A 19,991-nucleotide genomic window follows, 5' to 3' on the forward strand; every position below is an offset into this window, starting at 1 on the left:
GGGTAGCAGAAAATGCGGCCTGAATGCCACGTTTTGCGCAAGGCGCACTGCCCGAACGCGCCCCGCCCATGGCACGAACCGGCGCTGCATGAGAAAATGCCGGTCCTCCGCCCGTGCCCAGCCATCTTGCCTGTTTGTCAACCGGCAGACTTTGCGTTGGCGCGGCAGCAACAGCCTACCGATTGAAGGAATTCCCCCATGAACGACATTGCGGCCGCAGTGCAACTGTCCGACCTGACCCAGCTGTCCGGGCTGGATGAGCCGTCCACGCCGGCTGCCGGCGCGCATGCGGAAGTGACGGCACGCGGTTCGCGCCGCTTCGAGATCCTGGAAAAGGGCATCCGCCGCATGACCGGCCGTGCCATCGCCGACTTCGACATGATCCGCGACGGCGACGTCATCATGGCCTGCATGTCCGGCGGCGCCGACAGCTACACCATGCTGGAGACCCTGCGTTACCTGCAGACGGTGGCACCGGTGAAGTTCGAGATCATCGCCGTGAACCTGGACCAGAAGCAGCCGGGTTTCCCCGAGCACATCCTGCCCGCGTATTTCGAGCGCATCGGCGTGTGCTACCGCATTGTCGAGGAAGACACCTACAGCATCGTCAAGGACAAGATCGCCCCCGGCAAGACCACCTGCTCCCTGTGCTCGCGCCTACGCCGTGGCATCCTGTACCGCGTGGCCAAGGAACTGGGCGCCACCAAGATCGCCCTGGGCCATCACCGCGACGATATCCTGCATACCTTCATGCTGAACATGTTCTACGGTGGCAAGATCAAGACCATGCCGCCCAAGCTGATCGCCGACGATGGCGAGAACGTGGTGATCCGTCCGCTGGCCTATGTGCGCGAGCCGGATATCAAGAAGTACGCGGCCGCCATGGAATTCCCCATCATCCCCTGCAACCTGTGCGGATCGCAGCCCAACCTGCAGCGCCAGGCCATGCGCGAAATGCTCAATGAGTGGGAAAAGACCAATCCCTTGTGGATCAAGAGCATGTTCACGGCCATGGCCAACATCACGCCATCGCATATGCTGGACCGTAGCCTGTTCGACTTCGGCAGCTTCCAGCCGGTTGCAGGCAAGCAGGCCACAGGCGACACCCTGTTCGATCGCGACGACCAGCTCGACCAAGGGCAATCGGTGGTCAGCCTGCTCTGATTCCCGGCCCGACTGGCGTCGTTCTCACGCTTGCCACACCCGCTGCAAGACTTAGGATGACGAGACACCGCGTATCACCTCATTACCCGGAAGCCCGCCTGCAAAGCGGCTTCTGCGGCCAGCGCGGGCGCCAGCCAAACCCAAAAAAGTAAATTTTTGTTGTCATCCGGCTATAGTCGGGGATTGGACGACAAATACCCTCCTCTTCCACGCTTGAAGGCGAAAAACCGCATGTTCTAATCTGACCCATCGTAGTGAGCTGCCGCGAGGGCTCGCTGCCAGGTCAGAATAAAGACAACCATGCAGTCGTGGTTTCGCAGGGAAAACGTGATCCCGACACGGAAAATACCGGGAGGCCGAGCCGCCACCGACGTGCCGGCCGCCGCGTGAAACATCGCACCCACGCCTCTGCACCCGAACGACTCTCCGCCCTACGTGTAAGAGGCTGCCTGATGGCTCATTTTTGGCGCGACAAGCGCGTTTTCATCACCGGTCACACCGGCTTCAAGGGAAGCTGGCTGACTCTTTGGCTGCACCTGATGGGCGCCAAGGTCAGCGGCTATTCGCTGCCGGCGCCGACCAATCCCAGCCTGTTCCACCTGGCGCGGCTGCACAATTGCGTGCAGACCACCACCGGTGACGTGCGCGATCCCAAGCACCTGGCAGAAACGCTGGCGGCGGTGCAGCCGGACATCGTCTTCCACCTGGCCGCCCAGCCGCTGGTACGCGACTCCTACAGCACGCCCCTCGATACCTACGCCACCAACGTGATGGGGACCGCACACCTGCTGGAAGCAGTGCGCCACACTCCGTGCGTGCGCTCGGTGGTGGTGGTCACCAGCGACAAATGCTATGAAAACCGTGAATGGCTGTGGGGCTATCGCGAGGACGACCCGATGGGTGGCCACGACCCCTACAGCAGCAGCAAGGGCGCGGCCGAACTGGTGACCTCGGCCTATCGCCGTTCCTTCTTCGCCAAGGACCCGGAGAACCCGGTCGGCATCGCCAGCGTGCGCGCCGGCAATGTCATCGGCGGCGGCGACTTCGCAGCCGACCGGCTGGTGCCTGATTTCGTCCGTGCATTGGAAAGAAACGAGGCCGTGAGCATCCGCAACCCGCATGCGGTACGCCCCTGGCAGTTCGTGCTGGAGCCACTGTCGGGCTATCTGCAGATCGCCCAGTTGCTCTATGAGCACGGCGGCAAGTATGGCGAGGCCTGGAACTTCGGCCCGGCCGACACCGATATGCAGACCGTCAGCCAGCTCTGCGCCACCTTCAATCATTCCTTGCAGAAGAATGACGTGATGCCGGTGGAGGTAAGACTGGAGCCGCAACCGCAGGGCCCGCATGAGGCCGGCACGCTGCGGCTGGACATTTCCAAGGCCCGCCAGCGCCTGGACTGGATTCCCAAGATGGAGCTCTACACCGCGCTGGAGCTGACTGCGCAATGGTATGCCGGCTACCTCAACAACGAGGATCTGCGCAGCCTGAGCGAGAATCAGATCGCCTTCTACCAGAGTCTGACATAATCTCCGGGTTACGCACCCGGAGAACTGTCAGCTCATGAACATCCTCGTCACCGGCGGCGCCGGTTATATCGGCTCGCACACCTGCGTGGAACTGCTCAATGCAGGCCACGAAGTCATCGTCTTCGACAACTTCTGCAACAGCAGCCCGGAATCGGTCAAGCGGGTACAGCAGATCAGCGGCAGGCAGGTCTCCCTGGTCAAGGGCGACATCCGCAATCGCGACCAGCTCGAGAGCGTGCTGCGCGAATTCAAGTGCGATGCGGTCATCCACTTCGCTGGCCTGAAGGCCGTGGGCGAATCGGTGGAAAAGCCGCTGATGTACTACGACAACAACGTGGTCGGCACAGTGCGCCTGCTGGAAGCGATGGAAGCGACCGGCGTGAAGACCATCGTGTTCTCCTCCTCGGCCACGGTCTACGGTGACCCGCAATACCTGCCGCTGGATGAAGCCCATCCGCTGTCGGCCAGCAACCCCTACGGCCGCAGCAAGATCGTCATCGAGGATATGCTGCGCGACTATTACCGCGCCCATCCCGACTGGAAGATCGCGCTGCTGCGCTATTTCAATCCGGTTGGCGCGCACGAGAGTGGCCTGATCGGGGAAGACCCCAACGGCATTCCCAACAACCTGATGCCCTTCGTGGCGCAGGTCGCCATCGGCCGCCGTGAGAAACTCAATATCTGGGGTGGCGACTATGCCACACCCGATGGCACGGGCGTGCGCGACTTCATCCACGTCGTGGACCTGGCCCATGGCCACGTCGCTGCCCTGCAGGCACTGACCACGCCGCAATGCTTCTCGGTCAACCTCGGCACCGGCATCGGCTACAGCGTGCTGGACGTGGTCAAGGCCTACGAAAAAGCCTGCGGCAAGACCTTGCCCTATACCATCGCCGATCGCCGTCCTGGCGACATCGCCTCCTGCTACGCCGATCCGGCACAGGCCAGGGAAAAGCTCGGCTGGGAGGCCCGCCTCGGTCTTGACGCCATGTGCGCGGATTCGTGGCGCTGGCAACAGAAGAATCCCAACGGCTTCAAGGACAGCGCCACCTGACTCCGGTCAAAGGCGACTCAGCTGCGTTGCCGCAGGGACTGGACCGTGTCCGCGATGGCCTGGCGCAAGCCGCGCACTGGCGGCGCGCCCAGTGCCTGGGCCTTGGAGATATCGGGAATGTAGCGGTTGCGGCCCGGATTGTCGGCAACGGCCTTGGCCATGATGCGTACCGGCTTGTCCGGTGCAACCAGCTCTCGCACCAATCCGGCCAACTCGGCCACCGTCACCGCCTCGGACGAACCCACGTTGTAGGCCTCGCCGGCCTTGCCATCGCGCAGCAAGAACATCAGCCACTGCGCAAGATCGGCCTGGTGCATGTAGGAACGCACCGGGCTGCCATCCCCACCGACCACAATTTCCTGCCCGTACAAGGCATCTCGGATGAAGTTGCCGATGGCGAAATGCGCGTTCAACGGCAGGTCCTCGCCGACAAAGGCGAAGCAGCGTGCCACTACCGCCTCGAACCCGTATTGCGCCGCATACAGCGCGCACAGGTGCTCCGCCTGGCGCTTGGCGAGGCTATAGACATTACCGGGATTGAGCGGGTCGGGCATGCTGTGCAGATGTTCCGGCATCGCCACCATGTCGGCAGGCTGCGGCCCATAGGCACCACCTGAACTGGTCAGCAGGAAGCGCGAGGCGCCGGTGGTTGCCGCCAGCTCCAGCATGTGGCGCGTGCCCGCTGCGATCTGGTCGTACCGTTCCAGCGGCGTCAGCCTCGCTGCATCGGTGGAATCAGCCGCAGCATGCAGGATGTGACTAAAACGGTCGGTGTGCGGCAAGGTCTGCGGCGACAGGATGTCGCCCTCGTGAAAGCGCAGCCAGGACAAGCCATCGAATTCCGGATGCCGGTCGAGAAAGCGCCGCGGCGCGCGACTGAGCACGACGATCTGGGTGAAGTCCGGCGTGCCGCTCTCCAGTGCCCTGCCAAGGAAATGGCGCAGCAGTGCCTTGCCGAAAAAACCCGTCCCGCCAGATATCAGCAATTTCATTGATTCTCCTTTCATGTTGCGCCCGCCCGCATGATCGTCGCGGATATCAGAACACCAGCACCTTCTGTGCCCCAGCTTCGGCCAGCATTCGTCCTATCGACTCGCCCCCCCACGATACGGTCACCACAATGGGCAGTCCGGCATGCTCGCGGAGCGCGGCATCACGGTCCATGAAACGGTATTGCCCGGCATAGGCCGATTGCGACAGCGCTTCCCAACGTGCATCGATCACGGCACGCACCCGGCAGGCAGACAGCGGCCCGCCGGCCGCGCGTGAGCGGAAGAAATTATCGCCAAAACCATAGACCACGATCTCCTGCCCGGGAACAAACTGCGCCGCCATCCTGCCTGCGCGGTCGCGCTCTTGCGCAAGATAGGAGGCCAGCGCCTGCGGCAGGCCATGCCGCGCCTCCAGACCAGCCGCGCTGTCGCCCCCTGCTGCGCCGATGACATAGCAGGCGGGGAAGGGATTGCCATCCTTGTAGGTGAAATCCTGGCGACCAGCCTGGCGGATTTCCAGACCCCAGCTTCGTACTACATCCGACAAGGATGCCAGGGAGAAATGATTCACGTGCAGGCGATCGAAGTAATAGCAAAACTCCCGGCGCGGCGCGGACGCGTAATGCGCCGCATCCGGTACCTCGATGTAGATCTTGCCGCCCGGCGCGAGCTTGCCGACGATGGCGGAAAAATCCTCGAGATCGACGATGTGTTCCAGCACGTGCGACAGGATGATCACGTCAAACTGTTGATCGATTTCCTGCCACGAACGATTGAAGCGGATGCGCGGATGCGCGCCACGCCCACCCGGCGCATCCTCCTTGACGTTGGGGTCGCTGCCGGCATAGCGATGCTGCGGAAAACGCGCCACCAGGGTGCGCAACAGGCCCGCCTCGCCACATCCCACGTCGAGGACATCCAGCGCCTCCGGACCACCGAGGATGGCGGCCAGGGTATCGGCCTGCGTGACATAGCGCCTGGCGTCCAGCTCGGAAATCTCCGCGTGGACCGACATCTGGTCATTGGTATTGGCGGCGTAATAGCGGTCATAGGCTTGCGCATCGACCGGTGCCACGTAGGCGAAATCGCAGGCTGCACAGACGGATACCGTAATGTCGGAGGGCAGCCCTGCACGCTGCGACAATGAGAGCGACAGCAAGGGTTGCTCGGGCAGGGTGCCGCAAAGGGGACATGCGCACAGGGGTGGGCGTGTCCAATGGCGGGTATCGGAATCGGGATGGTCCATGAGGCGTCAAGTCCAGGTCGGAAAACAAGGCGGGAGCGCAGTGCCCGGCACCGCGCTGCGCATCATCAATAGAAATAGAACGACGAGTCGTCCATCAGATCGGAGTAGTGACGCAGTCCCACCTTGTAGTCCGGACGAATCCGCTTGACCTCGTCAAGCAGTTTCCAGAGGTCGGACGCCCGGTGATAGGCACACACGCATAGCTTGGGCCGCTGCGCCCGGATGGTGTCGGCCGCGCCCTTGAGCGCTGCTTCCTCGGCACCTTCGATATCAAGCTTGAACAGCGTCACCGGCCCGGTGATGATGTCGTCCAGGCGTATGGTCTGGATGTAGGAGACGATGTCATTGGGGATGGGACTATCGATCTCCTGCAGCAGGTCGAACGACATCGCGGGACGATAGGTGAATTTCTGGTACGACGACGACAGGCCGAGATTGTAGAAAAACACCTCGGGCCGGTCGGCATGTCGTTTCAGGCCATCGTAATACGCCGGCAACTCCGGTTCGAACAGGTAGGCATGGGTCACTTTGCCCAGGCGCTCCAGGCTGTCGCCGTTGAAGGCGCCGGCATCGACGTAGTAGGCCATGTCGGCTGGCTGGACAAAATCCGCATCGAGGTATTCATCGGCGAAAGGCGACTTGATGGCATCAGCCACCTGGGTGGCCAAAGTACGGCGCATCCGGATCAGACCGTCGAAGACCTGGCGCGAACGCTCGTCGTCCAGTGCCAGGAAGGCCGAGATGAAACGCATGGCGTCGGTGTCGAGTACGTCGACGAAGGAGCGGAAATCGCTCTCCGCATTATGCGAGGTACGCAGTGCGAACATCAGTTCGTGCATGTTCTTCACATGCTTCCAGCCCAGCCCGTGCAACTGCGCCATGATGACATTGCTGTAGCGACCGCTGGCCACGACCACCGACTCGTTCTCGCCATCGATCTGCCCGGGACCACCGATGAGGATGCCATCGATGCGCTTGCCATGCTTATCGCTACTATTATCGATGAAGCCCTTCACCTCGATCCCGCGTTCCACGCAGAACCGCGCAACCTTCGCCCCCAGCTTGTGGGCACCGAAGATGTACAAACCACGGTCCACACTGAATGCCCCTGCCAGCGCCGCCTCCAGCGTGGCGCTGGCAGCCGGGCGATTGGCATCGGCCAGGGCCAGGATCTCGGGATAGCGATGCAACTGTCTGAGCAGCTCGAACTTCTCCCGCGCCGCCAGCACCACATGCTCGCCACACTCCGAGAGGCGTTGGTCGCCAAGGCGGAACGGCAGCACGACCGCGCCGCCATCGGGCCGGGCGATGCTCAGGAAGTAATCCGTGTCGGCCTGCAGATCGGTGGCGTTCATGCCGGCTGCGTCAATTCCCTTGAACATTCTTTCCTCGCGATGAAATGGAGGGCGCCGGGTGACGACGCCGCAATGCCTGATGCCTAGGCCGACGGTACGTTGAAATAGCGCTCGGCCAGACTCTCGCGTCCCCGTGGACGGATGACGAGTCCCGTCGGCCCGTTGTAGACCACGCTGTCCGCCGGAATCTCACGATCGAACACCAGCGTATTGGCACCGATGGAAGAGCGCGCGCCGATGGGCTTGTTACCGATGATCTGCGCGCCAGCGGTCAATGCCACACATTCACCGATCTTCAACTCCGGATCAGTATTGACGGTCACGTTCTGCAGTATCACCAGGAAATTGGAATACTGCGCATGGCCGAGCACGCTACCCACCGGATGGTTGAGGAAGAAGATCTCGGGCAGCGCCAGCTTGTAGGAGCAGAACACGCCGTTGAGCGCCTGGTTCAGCAGCATCAGCTTGTCGCACAAGGGTTGATTCTGCGACCGCTTCCAGAGGCTGTTGCCCATGAAATACAGCAAATGGCAGTACTGGCCCGAATGCAGGTGCGACAACTGCACCTTGCCATCGACCACGAAGCCGCGGATCGAGACGAACTTCAGGCAATACTCCAGCCGCTGCAAGGCCTCATCGAAGGCGGCATCGACATCCGCGCCGGCAAACGCGTAACGGTCAGGAAAAAAACGGTCGAGCTGCTGGCCCATGTAGGCCTTGAACTCCTCTACCGGCATGGACAGATCCATCATCGCGCAGGGCCCTCCCCGGCAACGGCCGGCCGTGGCAGTGGCAGTTCGTATTGGGCGCGTGCGAGATCTTCCGGCACTCCCATGTCGATGAAATAGGCATCGGTCTGCATGCCGTAGATGGCTGCCGTATCGAGCTTGCCGGCCAGCACATCGAGCTCGAAGCTGAAGGCGGCATCGGTGCTGTCAGCGAACACGCGGGCATGGACGTGATAGACGCCGGAGTTGATCAGACCCGCCTGGCCCACACCCTTTTCCCGAAAACCCAGCACGCGTGCAGCCTGGTCAATCTCGACGCGCCCGAAGCGAGAGGTATCGGCCATGTACTTGAGCGCCATGGCAACATCGGCCGCCTTGTCACGGGCGAAAGCAGCCAATGCACCGGCATCCAGGTCGAGCAAGGTGTCGCCGTTGACGACGATGGCTTCTTCAATCTCGTGCGAGCGCATGGCATGACGGATCGCGCCGCCGGTTCCCAGCGGCTGCGGCTCCACCGAATAGGCCACGGGGACACCACGCCACTGGCTGCCATAGAGCGCCCTGATCTTTTCCCACTGGAAGCTGACGGCCAGCACCAGCTCACTGGCACCACCCTCCACCAGCCGGTCCAGCACGTAAGACAGGAAGGGACGGCCGGCCACGGGAATCATGGGCTTGGGCGTCTCCCGGGTGAGCTCGCCCAGGCGGGTTCCCAGTCCACCGCACAGGACGATGGCCTTCATACCGGCTCCGGCCGGAAGATCCGTTGTTCGATGTGCGCACACAGGGCATGTTCGATGACCAGGTGACATTCCTGGATACGCGGCGTGGAGGCCGACGGCACGCACAGGCAATGATCGGACAGGGCCTTGAGCTTGCCACCCGATTGTCCGGTGAGGCCGACGACCTTGATGTCCTTCTGGCGGCAGGCCTCGATGGCGTGCAGGATGTTTTCCGAATTGCCACTGGTGGAAATGGCGATGAACAGGTCGCCTGCACACCCATTGGCCAGCACCTGACGGGCGAACACTTCCTTGTAGCCATAGTCATTGCCGATGGCCGTGAGGATGGAGGAATCGGTGGTCAGCGCGATGGCCGATAGAGGCGGCCGGTCGAAATAGAATCGGCTGACAAGTTCGCCGGCAAAATGCTGGGCATCGGCCGCACTGCCGCCATTGCCGGCGATCAGTATCTTGTTGCCGCGTTGATAGGTCTGCACGCACAGCTCGCCGATGGCCTGCAACTCGGCATTGAGGGCGGCATCCCCCAGGAAGGCCTGGAAGACCTGCAGCGATTCCTGCATGTGCAGGGACAGTCCATTGGATGAGTTACCAGACACTTCTGCCTCCATCGACGACCAGGTTGGTTCCATTCAGATAGCTTGATGCATCCGAGCAGAGGAAGGCAATCGCGCCACGATATTCGTCAGGACGGGCCATGCGCCCCATGGGAATGAGCTTGACCAGCTTGCTGACGAACACATCGTTCTGCCCGGCGTACACACCGCCCGGTGAAAGCGAATTGCAGCGCACGCCCTGCTCGCACCAATAGGTGGCCAGGTACTTGGTCAACCCGATCAGGCCGTGCTTGACCACCGAGTAGGTCACCGGCTTGACCGGCTGCAGATGCGGCGCGCGGCCCTCGACCTGGTACAGCCGCTGATCCGGCGCGATGACCCCGAGGTCGGAGGCGATATTGACGATCACCCCGCCACCGGCCTGCGCCATGTGCGCACCGAATACCTTGGAACAGTTGAAAGCGCCGCCCAGACCGACATCGATATCGAGCTGCCATTGATCGGAAGGGAAATTTTCCAGACGCGAGAAATTCATCCCGTCCGCATCTTCCACCTTGGGATTGCGGGCAGCGTTGTTGATCAGGATAGCGATTGCGCCGTGCTGCTGGAGGATGGCCTCACGCGCGGCCTGTACCTGGTCCAGCCGGGTGATGTCGGTCTGCAGGACCAGCACATCGATGGCGAACTCGTCGCGCAGCGCGCGGGCGTTTCTTTCCAGGCCGGCGGGGTCGATATCGAGCAATACCGGCTGCCCTCCCAGGCTGGCAATAGTCGCTGCGTGCTGGTAACCCAGCATGCCACCACCGCCGGTGATGACAGCGACTTTGCCTTGCAGGTCGAACAGGTCTTTGCTGGAAACGGAATTGGACATAGCCTTGATCTTTGCCACAGAGAAAATGAAAGGACGCTCGCCATCAGGCATGCCTGATGGCCGGCGCCGGGACGGCTGCTCAACTGCGCAGCTGCCCTCCATCGAGGACGAACACGGCACCGGTCGCGAAGCTGGTGCGCGCCGAGCACAGGAAGAGCACCATGTCGGCCACTTCCTCGGGGGTACCGAAACGGGCCAGTGCGACATCGCGCTCCAGCATCTCGGTCACCTTCTCGGGCGCGGCCTTGACCTTGCGTTCCCAACTGCCGCCCTCGAAAAGGATATTACCCGGTGCCACTGCATTGATGCGCACGCCCTCCTTGGCCAGGTAACGCGCCGCGCTGCGCACGAAACTGTCGACCGCAGCCTTGGAAGCCGAATAGGCCGTCGGCGCACCCAGCTCGGCACTGCCGCAGATGGACGAGACGCACACGATGGCCGCACCTTTCTTCAGGAAGCGACGCGCGGCGTGGACCGTGTTGGTGGTGGCCAGCAGATTGAGCTGCAAGACCCGCAACCACTCTTCTTCCGATTCGGTACCGGGTGGCACCGAGGTGCCGCTGCCGACGTTGCACACCAGCAGATCCAGCTGACCATGAATGGCAACGGCGCGCTCCACCACCGAGGCGGCGCCGGCCGCAGTGGTGACGTCACCGGCCACGCCGATGCCACCGATCGCATGCGCGGCGGCCTCCAGCCTGGACCGGTCGCGGCCGTTGAGCAGCACCTGGCAAGCTTCACCTGCCAGGGCGGCGGCGATCTGCCGGCCTATGCCCTGCGAAGAGCCGGTGACCAGAGCCACCTTGCCGCGCAGATCAAGTTCCATAGTGGCGGCTCAACAGCCCGGTCACCATCTGCACATACCGCGCCAGGGCACCGGCATGGTCGCCGTCGTCGGCGCGGGCGGTCTGCAGGATGAAGCTTCCGGCGTAGTGTCGGCGCGCCAGCCCGGCCATCACCTTCTCGAAGTCGGCGTCGCCGGTCCCCAAGGGGACGGTGGTACCGCCCAGCTTGCGATCCTTGACGTGGACATTGACGATGCGCTCGCCATAGGCGGCAAATTCTTCATCGGGATCGAAGCCCAGGCTGGCGCTGTTGCCGATATCGTAGTTGACGTTGAAGACGTCAGCCGGCAACAGGGCCATGAAGGCCCGATAGTCATCCGGACCATAGTCAGTCTCGAAGATCACCTGCACCCCGGTGGCACGCAGCACCTCTGCCCGTTCCAGCAGATGGCGTACCAGCACATCGCGTTGTTCCGATGTCTCCAGGCGGCCGTTGTCCACCAGCGGCACCACGACGAAGCGCACCTCCAGGCGCGCAGCCGCGGCCAGCACCAGATCAAACTTGCGCAGCAGTTCGCTGCGTTGCTGGCCCTCGTATTTCCAGAACGGCATCTGCATGAAGCAGTCGCCTGTCAACGAGTGGACGGCCACGCCATGGCGTGCCATCAATGCCCGTATTTCGGCCTGACCTTGTTCAGTGATGAAGGGGTTCTGCTCCAGACGCTCGTCGTCCAGGGTCCATTCCATTGCCGTCAGGCCCAGCGCCTGGGCACGCGGAAACTCGAGTTGCCAGGTATCCCAGGGAAAGGCCTGGATCTTGCCGTCGATACGATCGACCAGACGTCCCTGCATGAATCCTATGTTGTTCATCACAATCCTTTTGCAGTCCATCCGCCATCGACGATGAGGTCGGTGCCGGTGACATATTTGCTGGCTGGCGAAGCCAGGAAGATGGCGGCGCCCACCAGGTCCTCGGGCTGTCCCCACCGTCCCAGCATGGTATGGCCGGCGCGCTGTTCATGCAGCACCGGGTCGGCATGGCTGGCGGCGGTCATGGCGGTCTGGACATAGCCTGGCACCAGGCAGTTGACGCGCACCTGGCTTGGTCCCAGATCCAGCGCCAGCGCCTTGCTCATCATGCGCAGACCACCCTTGGCGGCGACGTAGGCGGGATTATTGGGAAAGGCCATGAGCGAGCCGATGCTGGTGACCGTGATGATCGAACCCTGCCCGCGTGCGGCCATGCGGCGTCCGGCGTTGGCGCAGCAGTCATAGGCGCTGCTGAGGTTGCTGGCAAGGGTAGCGTTGAAGGTCTCGCTCGATTGCATGCCGCCCTGGGAAGGCAGGGTAATCCCGGCCACGTGCAGGTAGACGTCGATGGCGCCAAACTCGGCCTCGACATCATCGAACAGCCCAGCCACGGCGGCCGGAGCGCATACGTCGCAGCGACGGTAGTCGAAGCGCGCATCGGCAGCGGCATCCGAACGCCCGAAGCCCACCACCCTGGCGCCGGCATCGGCCAGGCCATTGGCGATTGCATGACCGATACCGCGCGAGGCACCGGCCACCACGGCGACCTTGCCCTGCAGGGAAAAGAGAGAAAGGATGTCGCTCATTGCGAACTCATTCACCGATCAGCGGGATGAGCATGTTGCTGCGCAGCTCTTCGCGGTCGAGGAAGGGGAACAGGTCTTCCAGCGGCGACGATTCCATCTTGCCGTTGGCGCCCTGGCGGGTGGCAATACGCGGGATACGCGGCTCTTCCGGCAGCACCATGACCTCGCACAGCAGCGGACCGTCGCCGGCCAGTGCCTGCTTGAGCTGCTCGGACAAGCGCGCGCCCGACTCGATGCGGATGAACGGCACGCCATAGGCGCGGGCCAGGGTTTCCAGGTCGGGCAGCGCCATTCCGCTGCTGGCATCGGCTCCGACCAGGCGCTTGAAGTAGTTGGTCTGCGAGGTGCGGATCGAGGCGTAACCGGCGTTGTTGATGACGAAGCACTTCACCGGCAATTGCAGGCTGGCCATGGTTGCCAGTTCCTGCACGTTCAGTTGCAGACCGCCGTCACCCTCCACGCAGATGGTGCGCTGGCGGCCCGCCGCCAGGCAGGCGCCGACGGCCGCCGGCACGCCGAAGCCCATGGCGCCGGTGCCACGGTTGTGGAAGCAGCGCTGGCCTGGTTTCAGGCGCAATGCCAACAGGAACAGTTCCACCGAGAAGCCGGCACTGCCGGTGGCGATGACGTCGCCCTCGGCCATCTCGGAGGAGAGTGCATCGGTGAAGTGATACAGGCTGAGCGGTCCTTCGGTGGTGATCTGCTCGGGCTGCAGCAGGGGATACTTCTGCTTCCAGCCGGCAATGCGCTCCAGCCATGCTGCGTAGGACGGCAGGGGCGGCTGGCGATCGAGCGCCGCGTGCAAGGCCACCAGATAATCCTTGGCATCGGCCACCACAGGCAGGGCGATTTCCATCTTCATCTTGCGAATCTCGGCGACGTCGATATCGACCATGATCTTCACGGCACCGCGGGCAAAGCGGTCATGCGCGTAGGCCGTCATCGCCATGTCCAGACGGGCGCCCACCACCAGGATCAGGTCGGCGTTCTGCAACGCGAAGTTGGCCCAGCGCGGCGCGATCGAACCAGGACGACCGGCGTACAGGGGATGGTCTTCCTCGATGATGTCCATGCCCAGCCAGGTGGTCAGCACCGGCACGCCGGCGCGGTCGAGGAAATCACGCAGTTCCGGTACGGCGCCAGCAATGCGCACGCCGCTGCCGGAGATGACCACCGGACGTTGTGCCTTGCGCAACAATGCGAGGGTTGCCTCGGCCTCGCTGCGCAGGTCTGCGCGCGGGGCTTGCACCGCTGCCGGCGCCCGACGCAGGGTGGCCGGATCGACTTCCATGGCCTGCACGTCCAGCGGCACATCCAGCCAGACCGGGCCACGACGGCCACTCATGGCAGCCTGTACCAGTTCATCGAAGACCACGCCCACATCTTCCGGGCGCAACAGGGTCACGGCCTTCTTGGTGATGGAGGACACCATGGTGACGATATCGGCTTCCTGCACGCCCAGCATGCGCAGTTCGGTACCGGCCTTGAGGTCGGCAGTCTTGACCTGACCGGAGACGAAGAATACCGGTGTCGAATCCAGCCAGGCGCCGAGGGTGGCGGTAATGACGTTGGTCGCGCCCGGGCCGCTGGTCACCAGGCAGGCACTGGGACCGGCCAGCAGCTTGCCGGCGGCTTCTGCGGCGATGCCGGCAGCCTGCTCGTGCAGGCAGAGCACGGGTTCCAGCTGCGGGTGAAGGCCCAGGGCGTCGTTGAGGTGCATGGCCCCGCCACCCGGCAGGAAGAACACCTGGCGGATGCCCAGTTCGGCCAGGCGGGACATGATGTAATCGGCGACGCGCATTTCAATTCCTTCAATGGCTGGGAGCCGTTGGCAGGCTCATCCTTGCCACCGGTTCAAGAGTTGACTTCAGCGTCTTTTAACGGCACGAAGTCCATTTTGTTTAGTTCAGCGAGGCCAGATATTCAAGCGCCGACCAGAATCCGGCGCCGTGGTCCTTGTGCCCTTGCCATACCTCGGGGATGAATCCCATACCCGGGCAGGCAGCGATCTTCTTCCAGCTGGCAGGCCAGTCGACGTCGCCGGTGCCCATCACCACGCCTTCGCCGTTGGTCCCCTTGGCGTCGGCGACGTGCAGATGCGCCGAATAGGGCAACAGCAGGGCCAGGGATTGCTGGAAGTCCAGGCCGAAGTGGTTGCAGGTCATCTGCAGGTGCGACAGGTCCAGGCACAGCCGCATGTTCATGGCGCGCGCCTGGGCTGCCAGCTCATCGGGCATCATGAAGATGTTCTGATGACGCTGGCCACCGAAGTGCCAGGGGAACGGCGCCATGTTCTGTGGGATCAGTTCGGTGCGGCCGAAATCGATCTGTGCGCACGATGCCAGGAAACGCTCATACAAGACCTTGCGATGCGCCAGCGGGAACGGTGCATCGGCGGAGAAGCCGCCGACATTGGCCACGATCAGCAAGGAATCAGCCTGGGGGAAGAACTCGGCGATGCGATGCGTGGCATCGACCACGCGCTGCAGGTTCTCGATGGAACGCTGGCGATAGGCTTCGTCGTCCGCAGCCAGGTCCAGCAGTTCGCTGTTCTCGAACAGTTCCGGCGCATGCACCACCAGTCGGGTGCAGGCGACCTGCGTCAGATAGGGAGCAGGATCGACCCCAAGGTCGCGATACGACAGGTGGAACTCGAACAGGTCCGGTTTGACCCAGGTCTCGTACTGACGGAAATCGTGATAACGCACCGGCACGCCCCATTTCACGGGGAAGTGGTAGCGGCGGTCGATGCTGAGTTTTTCGCGCAGATCGCTTTCGAACAGGAATTCACCCTGGGCAATGGCGCGATTGGCCGGCTTGCCCAGCAATTCGACCAGTTTGTAGGGCGCCAGGCCCTGGCCCGGACTGGCCACGCGCAAGGCGCTTTCGCTGAATACCTCGCCTTCGGCGATGTCGCGTGCAGCAATCACGCTCTTGGCCAGGTTTTCACGGTTGAGCAATTCACCCTGGCTGGCATGACGGCCGGGGCCGCTCCATGGCAGCGCCTTCTCGATCTGGCGGATACCGTCCACCAGCTGCCGGAACTCGGCCGGCTCCAGGCTGGCCAGGTGGTCCGGCCCTTCCATGTTGCGGTCCAGGGTGATGTGGCGCTCCACCAGCGACGCACCCAGCGCCACCGCGGCCAGGGTCACGGCGGTGCCACGCTCGTGGCCCGAATAGCCGATGACGCCATGCAATTGCTTCAGGCGGGCGATATACCCCAGCTGGATATCGGACTCCGGCGCCGGATAGGTGCTGTTGCAATGCAGGAGCGCGAACGGCACCTGCAAGCTCTTGAGCTGATCGATGGCCCGCACGATTTCATGCTCGAAGGACATGCCGGTGGACAGCACCAGCGGCTTGCCCAGGCTGGCCGCCTTGCGAATCAGGTAGGGATTGCACAGGTCGGCCGAGGCGATCTTCAGGGCCGGGACATCGAAGCCTGCCAGCACGTCGACGCTGGGCTCGTCCCAGGGCGTGCACATGTAGGTGATGCCGCGCTGGGCGCAATAGTCGCGCACGGCGCGATGATCTTCGATGCTCAGTTCGACCTTGTTGAGCAGGTCCTGGATATATTCGACACCGAGGTCTTCCGCCACCGAGCCGTCGGCCTTGGTGCGATACAGCGCGCTACGATCGCGCAGCTGGAATTTGGCGCAGTCGGCACCGGCCTCGATGGCCGCGTCCACCAACTGCTTGGCCAGTTCCAGCGAACCGTTGTGGTTGTTGCCGATTTCGGCGATGACGAAGACGCGTGCCCCGCCGATTTCATGTCCATCGATGGAAAAAACGGTATTGCTCATAGGATTTTGGTGCGCCAGGAAACGACACCCTCATTTTCAAATTTGAAGATCGACAGCTTGCAGTTCAGGTCCTTGAGGCGCTTGGCCAGTTGCTGGCGATACTGCGGCTGCACGAAAAACAGGAAGAACCCACCCGCGCCGGCACCCAGCAGTTTGCCACCCAGCGCGCCGGCCTGCATCGCCGATTCGTAGATATGGGCCAGTTCGGGATTGCTGATGTCGGCGGAAAGACCGCGCTTGAGCTGCCAGGCCTTGTCCAGGCAACGACCGAAGTCCATCAGTTCGCCGCGGAGGAGATGGCGATGCATCTCCCGGCACAAGGCCACCATCTCGGTCAGTTGCTCGGCCTTGTTCTCGTTGGAGTAGGTCTCGCGCTGCTTCTTGTGCAGCGTGCCGGAATCATGCTTGATGCGCGAATCGCAGAGGATCAGGCATTCTTCCAGTTCGTTGACGGTCGCGGCTTCCAGGCGGATCGCATGGACCAGGTTCTTCTTGTCACCCAGTTCGATCAGGTTGAAACCGCCGAAGGCTGACGCATACTGGTCCTGCCAGCCACCTGCCACACCGAAGCAGACACGCTCGGCCTGGAAAGCCAGTTCAGCCACTTCATAAGTGGTCCAGCGGTCCAGCCGCATTTCATTGAAGGCCGCAACCACGGCGGTTGCGACCGCGGACGACCCGCCCAGTCCGGAGCCCACCGGGAAGTCGGAGCGCACATACAGGTCAAACCCATAGATCGGCTTGATCACCGACACCACCGCCGACAGCAGGTCCTGGCGGGGCGAAGCCAGCAGGTCCAGCAGCGAGGGGTAGTGGGTATGGGTATCGAGGTCTTCGGAATAGATGTGGATATTGCGGTCGGCGCGCGGGATCAGAGTGGCGTGGGCATACAGCGCCACGGTGGTGCTCAGGACCGCACCGGGATGATCCACGAAGTAATAGGTCAGGTCCGATCCACCGCCGCCGAAGCTGATCCGCACCGGGGCGCGGGCGCGCGTGAGGACCGGAGCCTCGGGCGAAGCCAGCTCGTACTCCGGGGTGATCAGGTCCATCAAGCGACCGTCCGGGGCGACCTTGGGAATGACAGTGAATCCCAGGTCCAGCAATTTCAGCATTTCCTCGCGACTGGCATTCATCCCGACGCTGCGGAAACTCTTGTTCATGCAGGCAGTGACGGTTTCATCGGTCTGGCCACCGTTGAGCAGGAAGCGCCGCACGTCACCATTGGTGATCAGGCCCTTCAACTGGAGCTCACGATCGGTTACGAAGACGGTCTGGAAACGGCTCGCTTCAATCTTGTCGATGGCAGACAGCAAATCCTCGTCGTCGTAGACGATCATTTTTTCCAGAAGCTGGTTCAAAATGCGACCCCCAGGAAGCGTTCAAGATGATCAACCACGTGATCCAGATGACTTTCGGTCAGCCCAGGGAAGACACCGACCCAGAAGGTATCGTTCATGATGACATCGCTATTGCCCAGCTCACCGCTGACGCGATAGTTGCGCCCGATCATGTAGGGCTGGCGGGTCAGGTTGCCGGCGAACAACAGACGGGTGCCGATGCGCTGCTGGTCGAGGTAGGTCAGCAGGTCTACCCGTGATACCGGCGCGTTGGGGCGCAAGGTGATCGGGAAACCGAACCAGGACGGATCGGATTCCGGGGTGGCCTCCGGCAGGATCAGGAACTCCTCACAGCTCTTCAGACGTTGCTTGAGATAGGCGAAATTGCGCTTGCGGGCAGCCACGAAGTCATCCACCCGCTCCATCTGGGCCAGACCGCAGGCAGCCTGCATGTCGGTGATCTTGAGGTTGTAGCCCAGATGCGAATAGGTGTACTTGTGGTCGTAGCCTTCGGGCAGGTTGCCCAGTTTCCAGCAGAAGCGTTTCTGGCAGGTATTGTCCTTGCCCGGGGGGCAATAGCAGTCGCGCCCCCAGTCGCGGAAGGACTCGGCAATACGCTTGAGTTCAGGGTTGTTGGTGAACACCGCGCCGCCCTCGCCCATGGTGATGTGGTGAGCCGGATAGAAGCTCAGGGTACCGATGTCACCGAAGGTCCCCACCAACTGGCCACGATAGGTCGAACCCAGGGCATCGCAGCAATCCTCGATGAGCCACAACCCGTACTTCTTGCACAGGCCGACCACCACATCCAGGTTGTAGGGGTTGCCCAGCGTGTGGGCCAGCATGATGGCCTTGGTCTTGTCCGAAATGGCGGCCTCGATCCTGGCGGGGTCGATGTTGTAGGTCGGGATATCCACGTCCACGAACACCGGCACGGCCCCAAATTGCAGGATGGGGTTGACGGTGGTCGGGAAGCCTGCCGCCACGCCGATCACCTCGTCACCCGGACGGATGGCGCGCGCGCCCAGGCTGGGCGAAGTCAGCGTCGAAAAGGCGATGAGATTGGCCGATGACCCCGAATTGACCGTGATCAGGTGCTGCACCCCCAGATACCGGGCCAGCTTGGCCTCGAAGGCATCGTTGAAGCGACCGGTGGTGAGCCAGCCATCCAGCACCGATTCGGTCATCAGTTCCAGTTCCCTGCTGCCGATCACCTTGCCTGCCGGGGCTACGGTAGTCACGCCGGGGACGAATGCCACCGGCTGGTGCGCCAGTTCGCCATACTGTTTCACCAGTGCGGCGATCTGCTTTCTCAACTGATCTTTATCCATGATGTTCTGTTTTGCTGTCTTGCGACCTGGTTACCCTGCTTACGTCCAGCGCTTCCACGGAGCGCGTCCGGACCACCACAGGTCTTCGAGATAGTTCTTGTCGCGCAGGGTGTCCATGGGCTGCCAGAAACCGTTGTGATAATGCACCCTGAGCTGGTCTTCCTTGGCCAGGCGCTCGATGGGCGCGCCTTCCCAGACAGTGGCATCCTGCTCGATGTAGTCCAGCACCCGCGGCGAGAGGACGAAGAAGCCGGCATTGATCCAGCCGCCCTCCTCGGGCGGCTTTTCCTTGAAGCTCATGACCCGGTCGCCGTCCACGCTGAGCGTGCCGAAGCGCCCCAGCGGGCGGGCCCCGGTCACGGTCGCCATGCGGCCATGCTGGCGGTGATAGGCAATCGAGGCGGTAATGTCGATGTCGCCCACGCCGTCGCCATAGGTGAAACAGAAGTCGTCGTCACCGATATATTGGCCCACGCGCTTGAGACGCCCGCCAGTCTGGGTGTCGGCGCCGGTATCTATGAGGGTCACTTTCCATGGCTCGGCATGCTTGTGATGCACTTCCACCGAGTTCTTGGCCAGATCGAACGTGACATCGGAGGTGTGCAGGAAATAGTTGGCAAAGTATTCCTTGATCACATAGCCCCGGTACCCGCAGCACACCACGAAGTCGGTCAGGCCATGGCTGGCATAGATCTTCATGATGTGCCAGAGAATGGGATTGCCGCCGACTTCCACCATCGGTTTGGGTCTGAGAGCCGTTTCTTCGCTGAGTCGAGTACCCAGTCCGCCGGCCAGGATGACAACCTTCATAAGCGCCTTTATTGAACTTTGATGCGATAATTCCAATAATTCGGCCCATTAAATCACACTTGAAAAACGG

At 62.4% G+C, this 19,991-nt stretch carries 18 protein-coding genes; 3 read left to right on the forward strand and 15 right to left on the reverse strand.

The features are described from left to right. The first annotated feature begins 198 nt into the window (after nucleotides 1–198). The 3 genes from ttcA to galE all read left to right on the forward strand — a co-directional run bounded on the left by ttcA (nucleotide 199) and on the right by galE (nucleotide 3,747). A complete protein-coding gene (gene ttcA, locus BTM36_RS10815) occupies nucleotides 199–1,164 on the forward strand; it encodes a tRNA 2-thiocytidine(32) synthetase TtcA (protein ID WP_217349578.1) in 966 nt (321 codons plus the stop codon). A gap of 452 nt (nucleotides 1,165–1,616) precedes the next feature. Continuing rightward, entirely contained in the window at nucleotides 1,617–2,693 is a 1,077-nt protein-coding gene (gene rfbG / locus BTM36_RS10820) for a CDP-glucose 4,6-dehydratase (protein ID WP_174616835.1), read from the forward strand. Nucleotides 2,694–2,727: 34 nt separating this feature from the next. Beyond that, a complete protein-coding gene (gene galE / locus BTM36_RS10825) occupies nucleotides 2,728–3,747 on the forward strand; it encodes a UDP-glucose 4-epimerase GalE (protein ID WP_006461302.1) in 1,020 nt (339 codons plus the stop codon). A gap of 17 nt (nucleotides 3,748–3,764) precedes the next feature. On the opposite strand, the gene BTM36_RS10830 is transcribed toward galE, so the two are convergent. From BTM36_RS10830 to rfbF, 15 genes are all read right to left on the reverse strand, one after another. Then, the gene (locus BTM36_RS10830) at nucleotides 3,765–4,739 is read right to left on the reverse strand and encodes an NAD(P)-dependent oxidoreductase (RefSeq protein ID WP_077236266.1); all 975 of its coding nucleotides are present in this window, start codon (nucleotides 4,737–4,739) and stop codon (nucleotides 3,765–3,767) included. 46 nt (nucleotides 4,740–4,785) lie between these two features. Further along, nucleotides 4,786–5,985, reverse strand: a complete 1,200-nt coding sequence (locus tag BTM36_RS10835) for a class I SAM-dependent methyltransferase (protein ID WP_077236267.1) — start codon at nucleotides 5,983–5,985, stop codon at nucleotides 4,786–4,788. Between the two features lie 65 nt (nucleotides 5,986–6,050). Then, nucleotides 6,051–7,367: an FkbM family methyltransferase gene (locus tag BTM36_RS10840; protein ID WP_077236268.1), complete on the reverse strand. Its 1,317-nt coding sequence runs from the start codon at nucleotides 7,365–7,367 to the stop codon at nucleotides 6,051–6,053. 56 nt (nucleotides 7,368–7,423) lie between these two features. Further along, on the reverse strand, nucleotides 7,424–8,092 hold the full coding sequence (locus BTM36_RS10845) for a hypothetical protein (RefSeq protein WP_139347121.1): 669 nt from the start codon (nucleotides 8,090–8,092) through the stop codon (nucleotides 7,424–7,426). Further along, the gene (locus BTM36_RS10850) at nucleotides 8,089–8,811 is read right to left on the reverse strand and encodes a nucleotidyltransferase family protein (RefSeq protein ID WP_168189772.1); all 723 of its coding nucleotides are present in this window, start codon (nucleotides 8,809–8,811) and stop codon (nucleotides 8,089–8,091) included. The genes BTM36_RS10845 and BTM36_RS10850 overlap by 4 nt, the downstream gene beginning before the upstream one ends. After that, nucleotides 8,808–9,371 carry an SIS domain-containing protein gene (locus tag BTM36_RS10855; RefSeq protein ID WP_006461296.1) on the reverse strand — a complete coding sequence of 188 codons (564 nt, stop codon included), beginning with the start codon at nucleotides 9,369–9,371 and terminating at the stop codon, nucleotides 8,808–8,810. The genes BTM36_RS10850 and BTM36_RS10855 overlap by 4 nt, the downstream gene beginning before the upstream one ends. A 25-nt stretch (nucleotides 9,372–9,396) precedes the next feature. Beyond that, nucleotides 9,397–10,236 carry an SDR family oxidoreductase gene (locus tag BTM36_RS10860; protein WP_006461295.1) on the reverse strand — a complete coding sequence of 280 codons (840 nt, stop codon included), beginning with the start codon at nucleotides 10,234–10,236 and terminating at the stop codon, nucleotides 9,397–9,399. 79 nt (nucleotides 10,237–10,315) lie between these two features. Further along, nucleotides 10,316–11,062 (reverse strand): SDR family NAD(P)-dependent oxidoreductase, encoded by a 747-nt coding sequence (locus tag BTM36_RS10865; RefSeq protein ID WP_077236271.1) that lies wholly within the window; start codon nucleotides 11,060–11,062, stop codon nucleotides 10,316–10,318. Next, on the reverse strand, nucleotides 11,052–11,891 hold the full coding sequence (locus tag BTM36_RS10870; protein WP_006461293.1) for a sugar phosphate isomerase/epimerase: 840 nt from the start codon (nucleotides 11,889–11,891) through the stop codon (nucleotides 11,052–11,054). Before BTM36_RS10870 ends, BTM36_RS10865 begins: the two co-directional genes overlap by 11 nt. Beyond that, nucleotides 11,891–12,637: an SDR family oxidoreductase gene (locus BTM36_RS10875; RefSeq protein ID WP_077236272.1), complete on the reverse strand. Its 747-nt coding sequence runs from the start codon at nucleotides 12,635–12,637 to the stop codon at nucleotides 11,891–11,893. The genes BTM36_RS10870 and BTM36_RS10875 overlap by 1 nt, the downstream gene beginning before the upstream one ends. A gap of 7 nt (nucleotides 12,638–12,644) precedes the next feature. Then, the gene (locus tag BTM36_RS10880) at nucleotides 12,645–14,438 is read right to left on the reverse strand and encodes a thiamine pyrophosphate-binding protein (protein WP_077236273.1); all 1,794 of its coding nucleotides are present in this window, start codon (nucleotides 14,436–14,438) and stop codon (nucleotides 12,645–12,647) included. Nucleotides 14,439–14,538: 100 nt separating this feature from the next. After that, the gene (locus BTM36_RS10885) at nucleotides 14,539–16,440 is read right to left on the reverse strand and encodes an N-acetylneuraminate synthase family protein (protein ID WP_077236274.1); all 1,902 of its coding nucleotides are present in this window, start codon (nucleotides 16,438–16,440) and stop codon (nucleotides 14,539–14,541) included. Further along, entirely contained in the window at nucleotides 16,437–17,780 is a 1,344-nt protein-coding gene (locus BTM36_RS10890; RefSeq protein WP_006461288.1) for a Putative sugar kinase, read from the reverse strand. The genes BTM36_RS10885 and BTM36_RS10890 overlap by 4 nt, the downstream gene beginning before the upstream one ends. A 17-nt stretch (nucleotides 17,781–17,797) precedes the next feature. Further along, a complete protein-coding gene (gene rfbH / locus BTM36_RS10895) occupies nucleotides 17,798–19,111 on the reverse strand; it encodes a lipopolysaccharide biosynthesis protein RfbH (RefSeq protein WP_006461286.1) in 1,314 nt (437 codons plus the stop codon). Nucleotides 19,112–19,150: 39 nt separating this feature from the next. Next, complete coding sequence (gene rfbF / locus BTM36_RS10900) at nucleotides 19,151–19,921, reverse strand: glucose-1-phosphate cytidylyltransferase (RefSeq protein ID WP_006461284.1); 771 nt, start codon at nucleotides 19,919–19,921, stop codon at nucleotides 19,151–19,153. Nucleotides 19,922–19,991: the final 70 nt, after the last annotated feature.

Source organism: Herbaspirillum sp. VT-16-41 (assembly GCF_001994935.1).
GTDB lineage: Bacteria > Pseudomonadota > Gammaproteobacteria > Burkholderiales > Burkholderiaceae_D > Herbaspirillum > Herbaspirillum frisingense.

Coding starts and splice junctions, on each gene's coding strand:
- BTM36_RS10875 (WP_077236272.1), bottom strand. CDS start 12,637: ATGAGCGACATCCTTTCTCTCTTTTCCCTGCAGGGCAAGGTCGCCGTG.
- rfbF (WP_006461284.1), bottom strand. CDS start 19,921: ATGAAGGTTGTCATCCTGGCCGGCGGACTGGGTACTCGACTCAGCGAA.
- BTM36_RS10865 (WP_077236271.1), bottom strand. CDS start 11,062: ATGGAACTTGATCTGCGCGGCAAGGTGGCTCTGGTCACCGGCTCTTCG.
- BTM36_RS10835 (WP_077236267.1), bottom strand. CDS start 5,985: ATGGACCATCCCGATTCCGATACCCGCCATTGGACACGCCCACCCCTG.
- galE (WP_006461302.1), top strand. CDS start 2,728: ATGAACATCCTCGTCACCGGCGGCGCCGGTTATATCGGCTCGCACACC.
- rfbG (WP_174616835.1), top strand. CDS start 1,617: ATGGCTCATTTTTGGCGCGACAAGCGCGTTTTCATCACCGGTCACACC.
- BTM36_RS10855 (WP_006461296.1), bottom strand. CDS start 9,371: ATGCAGGAATCGCTGCAGGTCTTCCAGGCCTTCCTGGGGGATGCCGCC.
- BTM36_RS10850 (WP_168189772.1), bottom strand. CDS start 8,811: ATGAAGGCCATCGTCCTGTGCGGTGGACTGGGAACCCGCCTGGGCGAG.
- BTM36_RS10890 (WP_006461288.1), bottom strand. CDS start 17,780: ATGATCGTCTACGACGACGAGGATTTGCTGTCTGCCATCGACAAGATT.
- BTM36_RS10880 (WP_077236273.1), bottom strand. CDS start 14,438: ATGCGCGTCGCCGATTACATCATGTCCCGCCTGGCCGAACTGGGCATC.
- BTM36_RS10885 (WP_077236274.1), bottom strand. CDS start 16,440: ATGAGCAATACCGTTTTTTCCATCGATGGACATGAAATCGGCGGGGCA.
- BTM36_RS10830 (WP_077236266.1), bottom strand. CDS start 4,739: ATGAAATTGCTGATATCTGGCGGGACGGGTTTTTTCGGCAAGGCACTG.
- ttcA (WP_217349578.1), top strand. CDS start 199: ATGAACGACATTGCGGCCGCAGTGCAACTGTCCGACCTGACCCAGCTG.
- BTM36_RS10840 (WP_077236268.1), bottom strand. CDS start 7,367: ATGTTCAAGGGAATTGACGCAGCCGGCATGAACGCCACCGATCTGCAG.
- BTM36_RS10845 (WP_139347121.1), bottom strand. CDS start 8,092: ATGATGGATCTGTCCATGCCGGTAGAGGAGTTCAAGGCCTACATGGGC.
- BTM36_RS10860 (WP_006461295.1), bottom strand. CDS start 10,236: ATGTCCAATTCCGTTTCCAGCAAAGACCTGTTCGACCTGCAAGGCAAA.
- BTM36_RS10870 (WP_006461293.1), bottom strand. CDS start 11,891: ATGAACAACATAGGATTCATGCAGGGACGTCTGGTCGATCGTATCGAC.
- rfbH (WP_006461286.1), bottom strand. CDS start 19,111: ATGGATAAAGATCAGTTGAGAAAGCAGATCGCCGCACTGGTGAAACAG.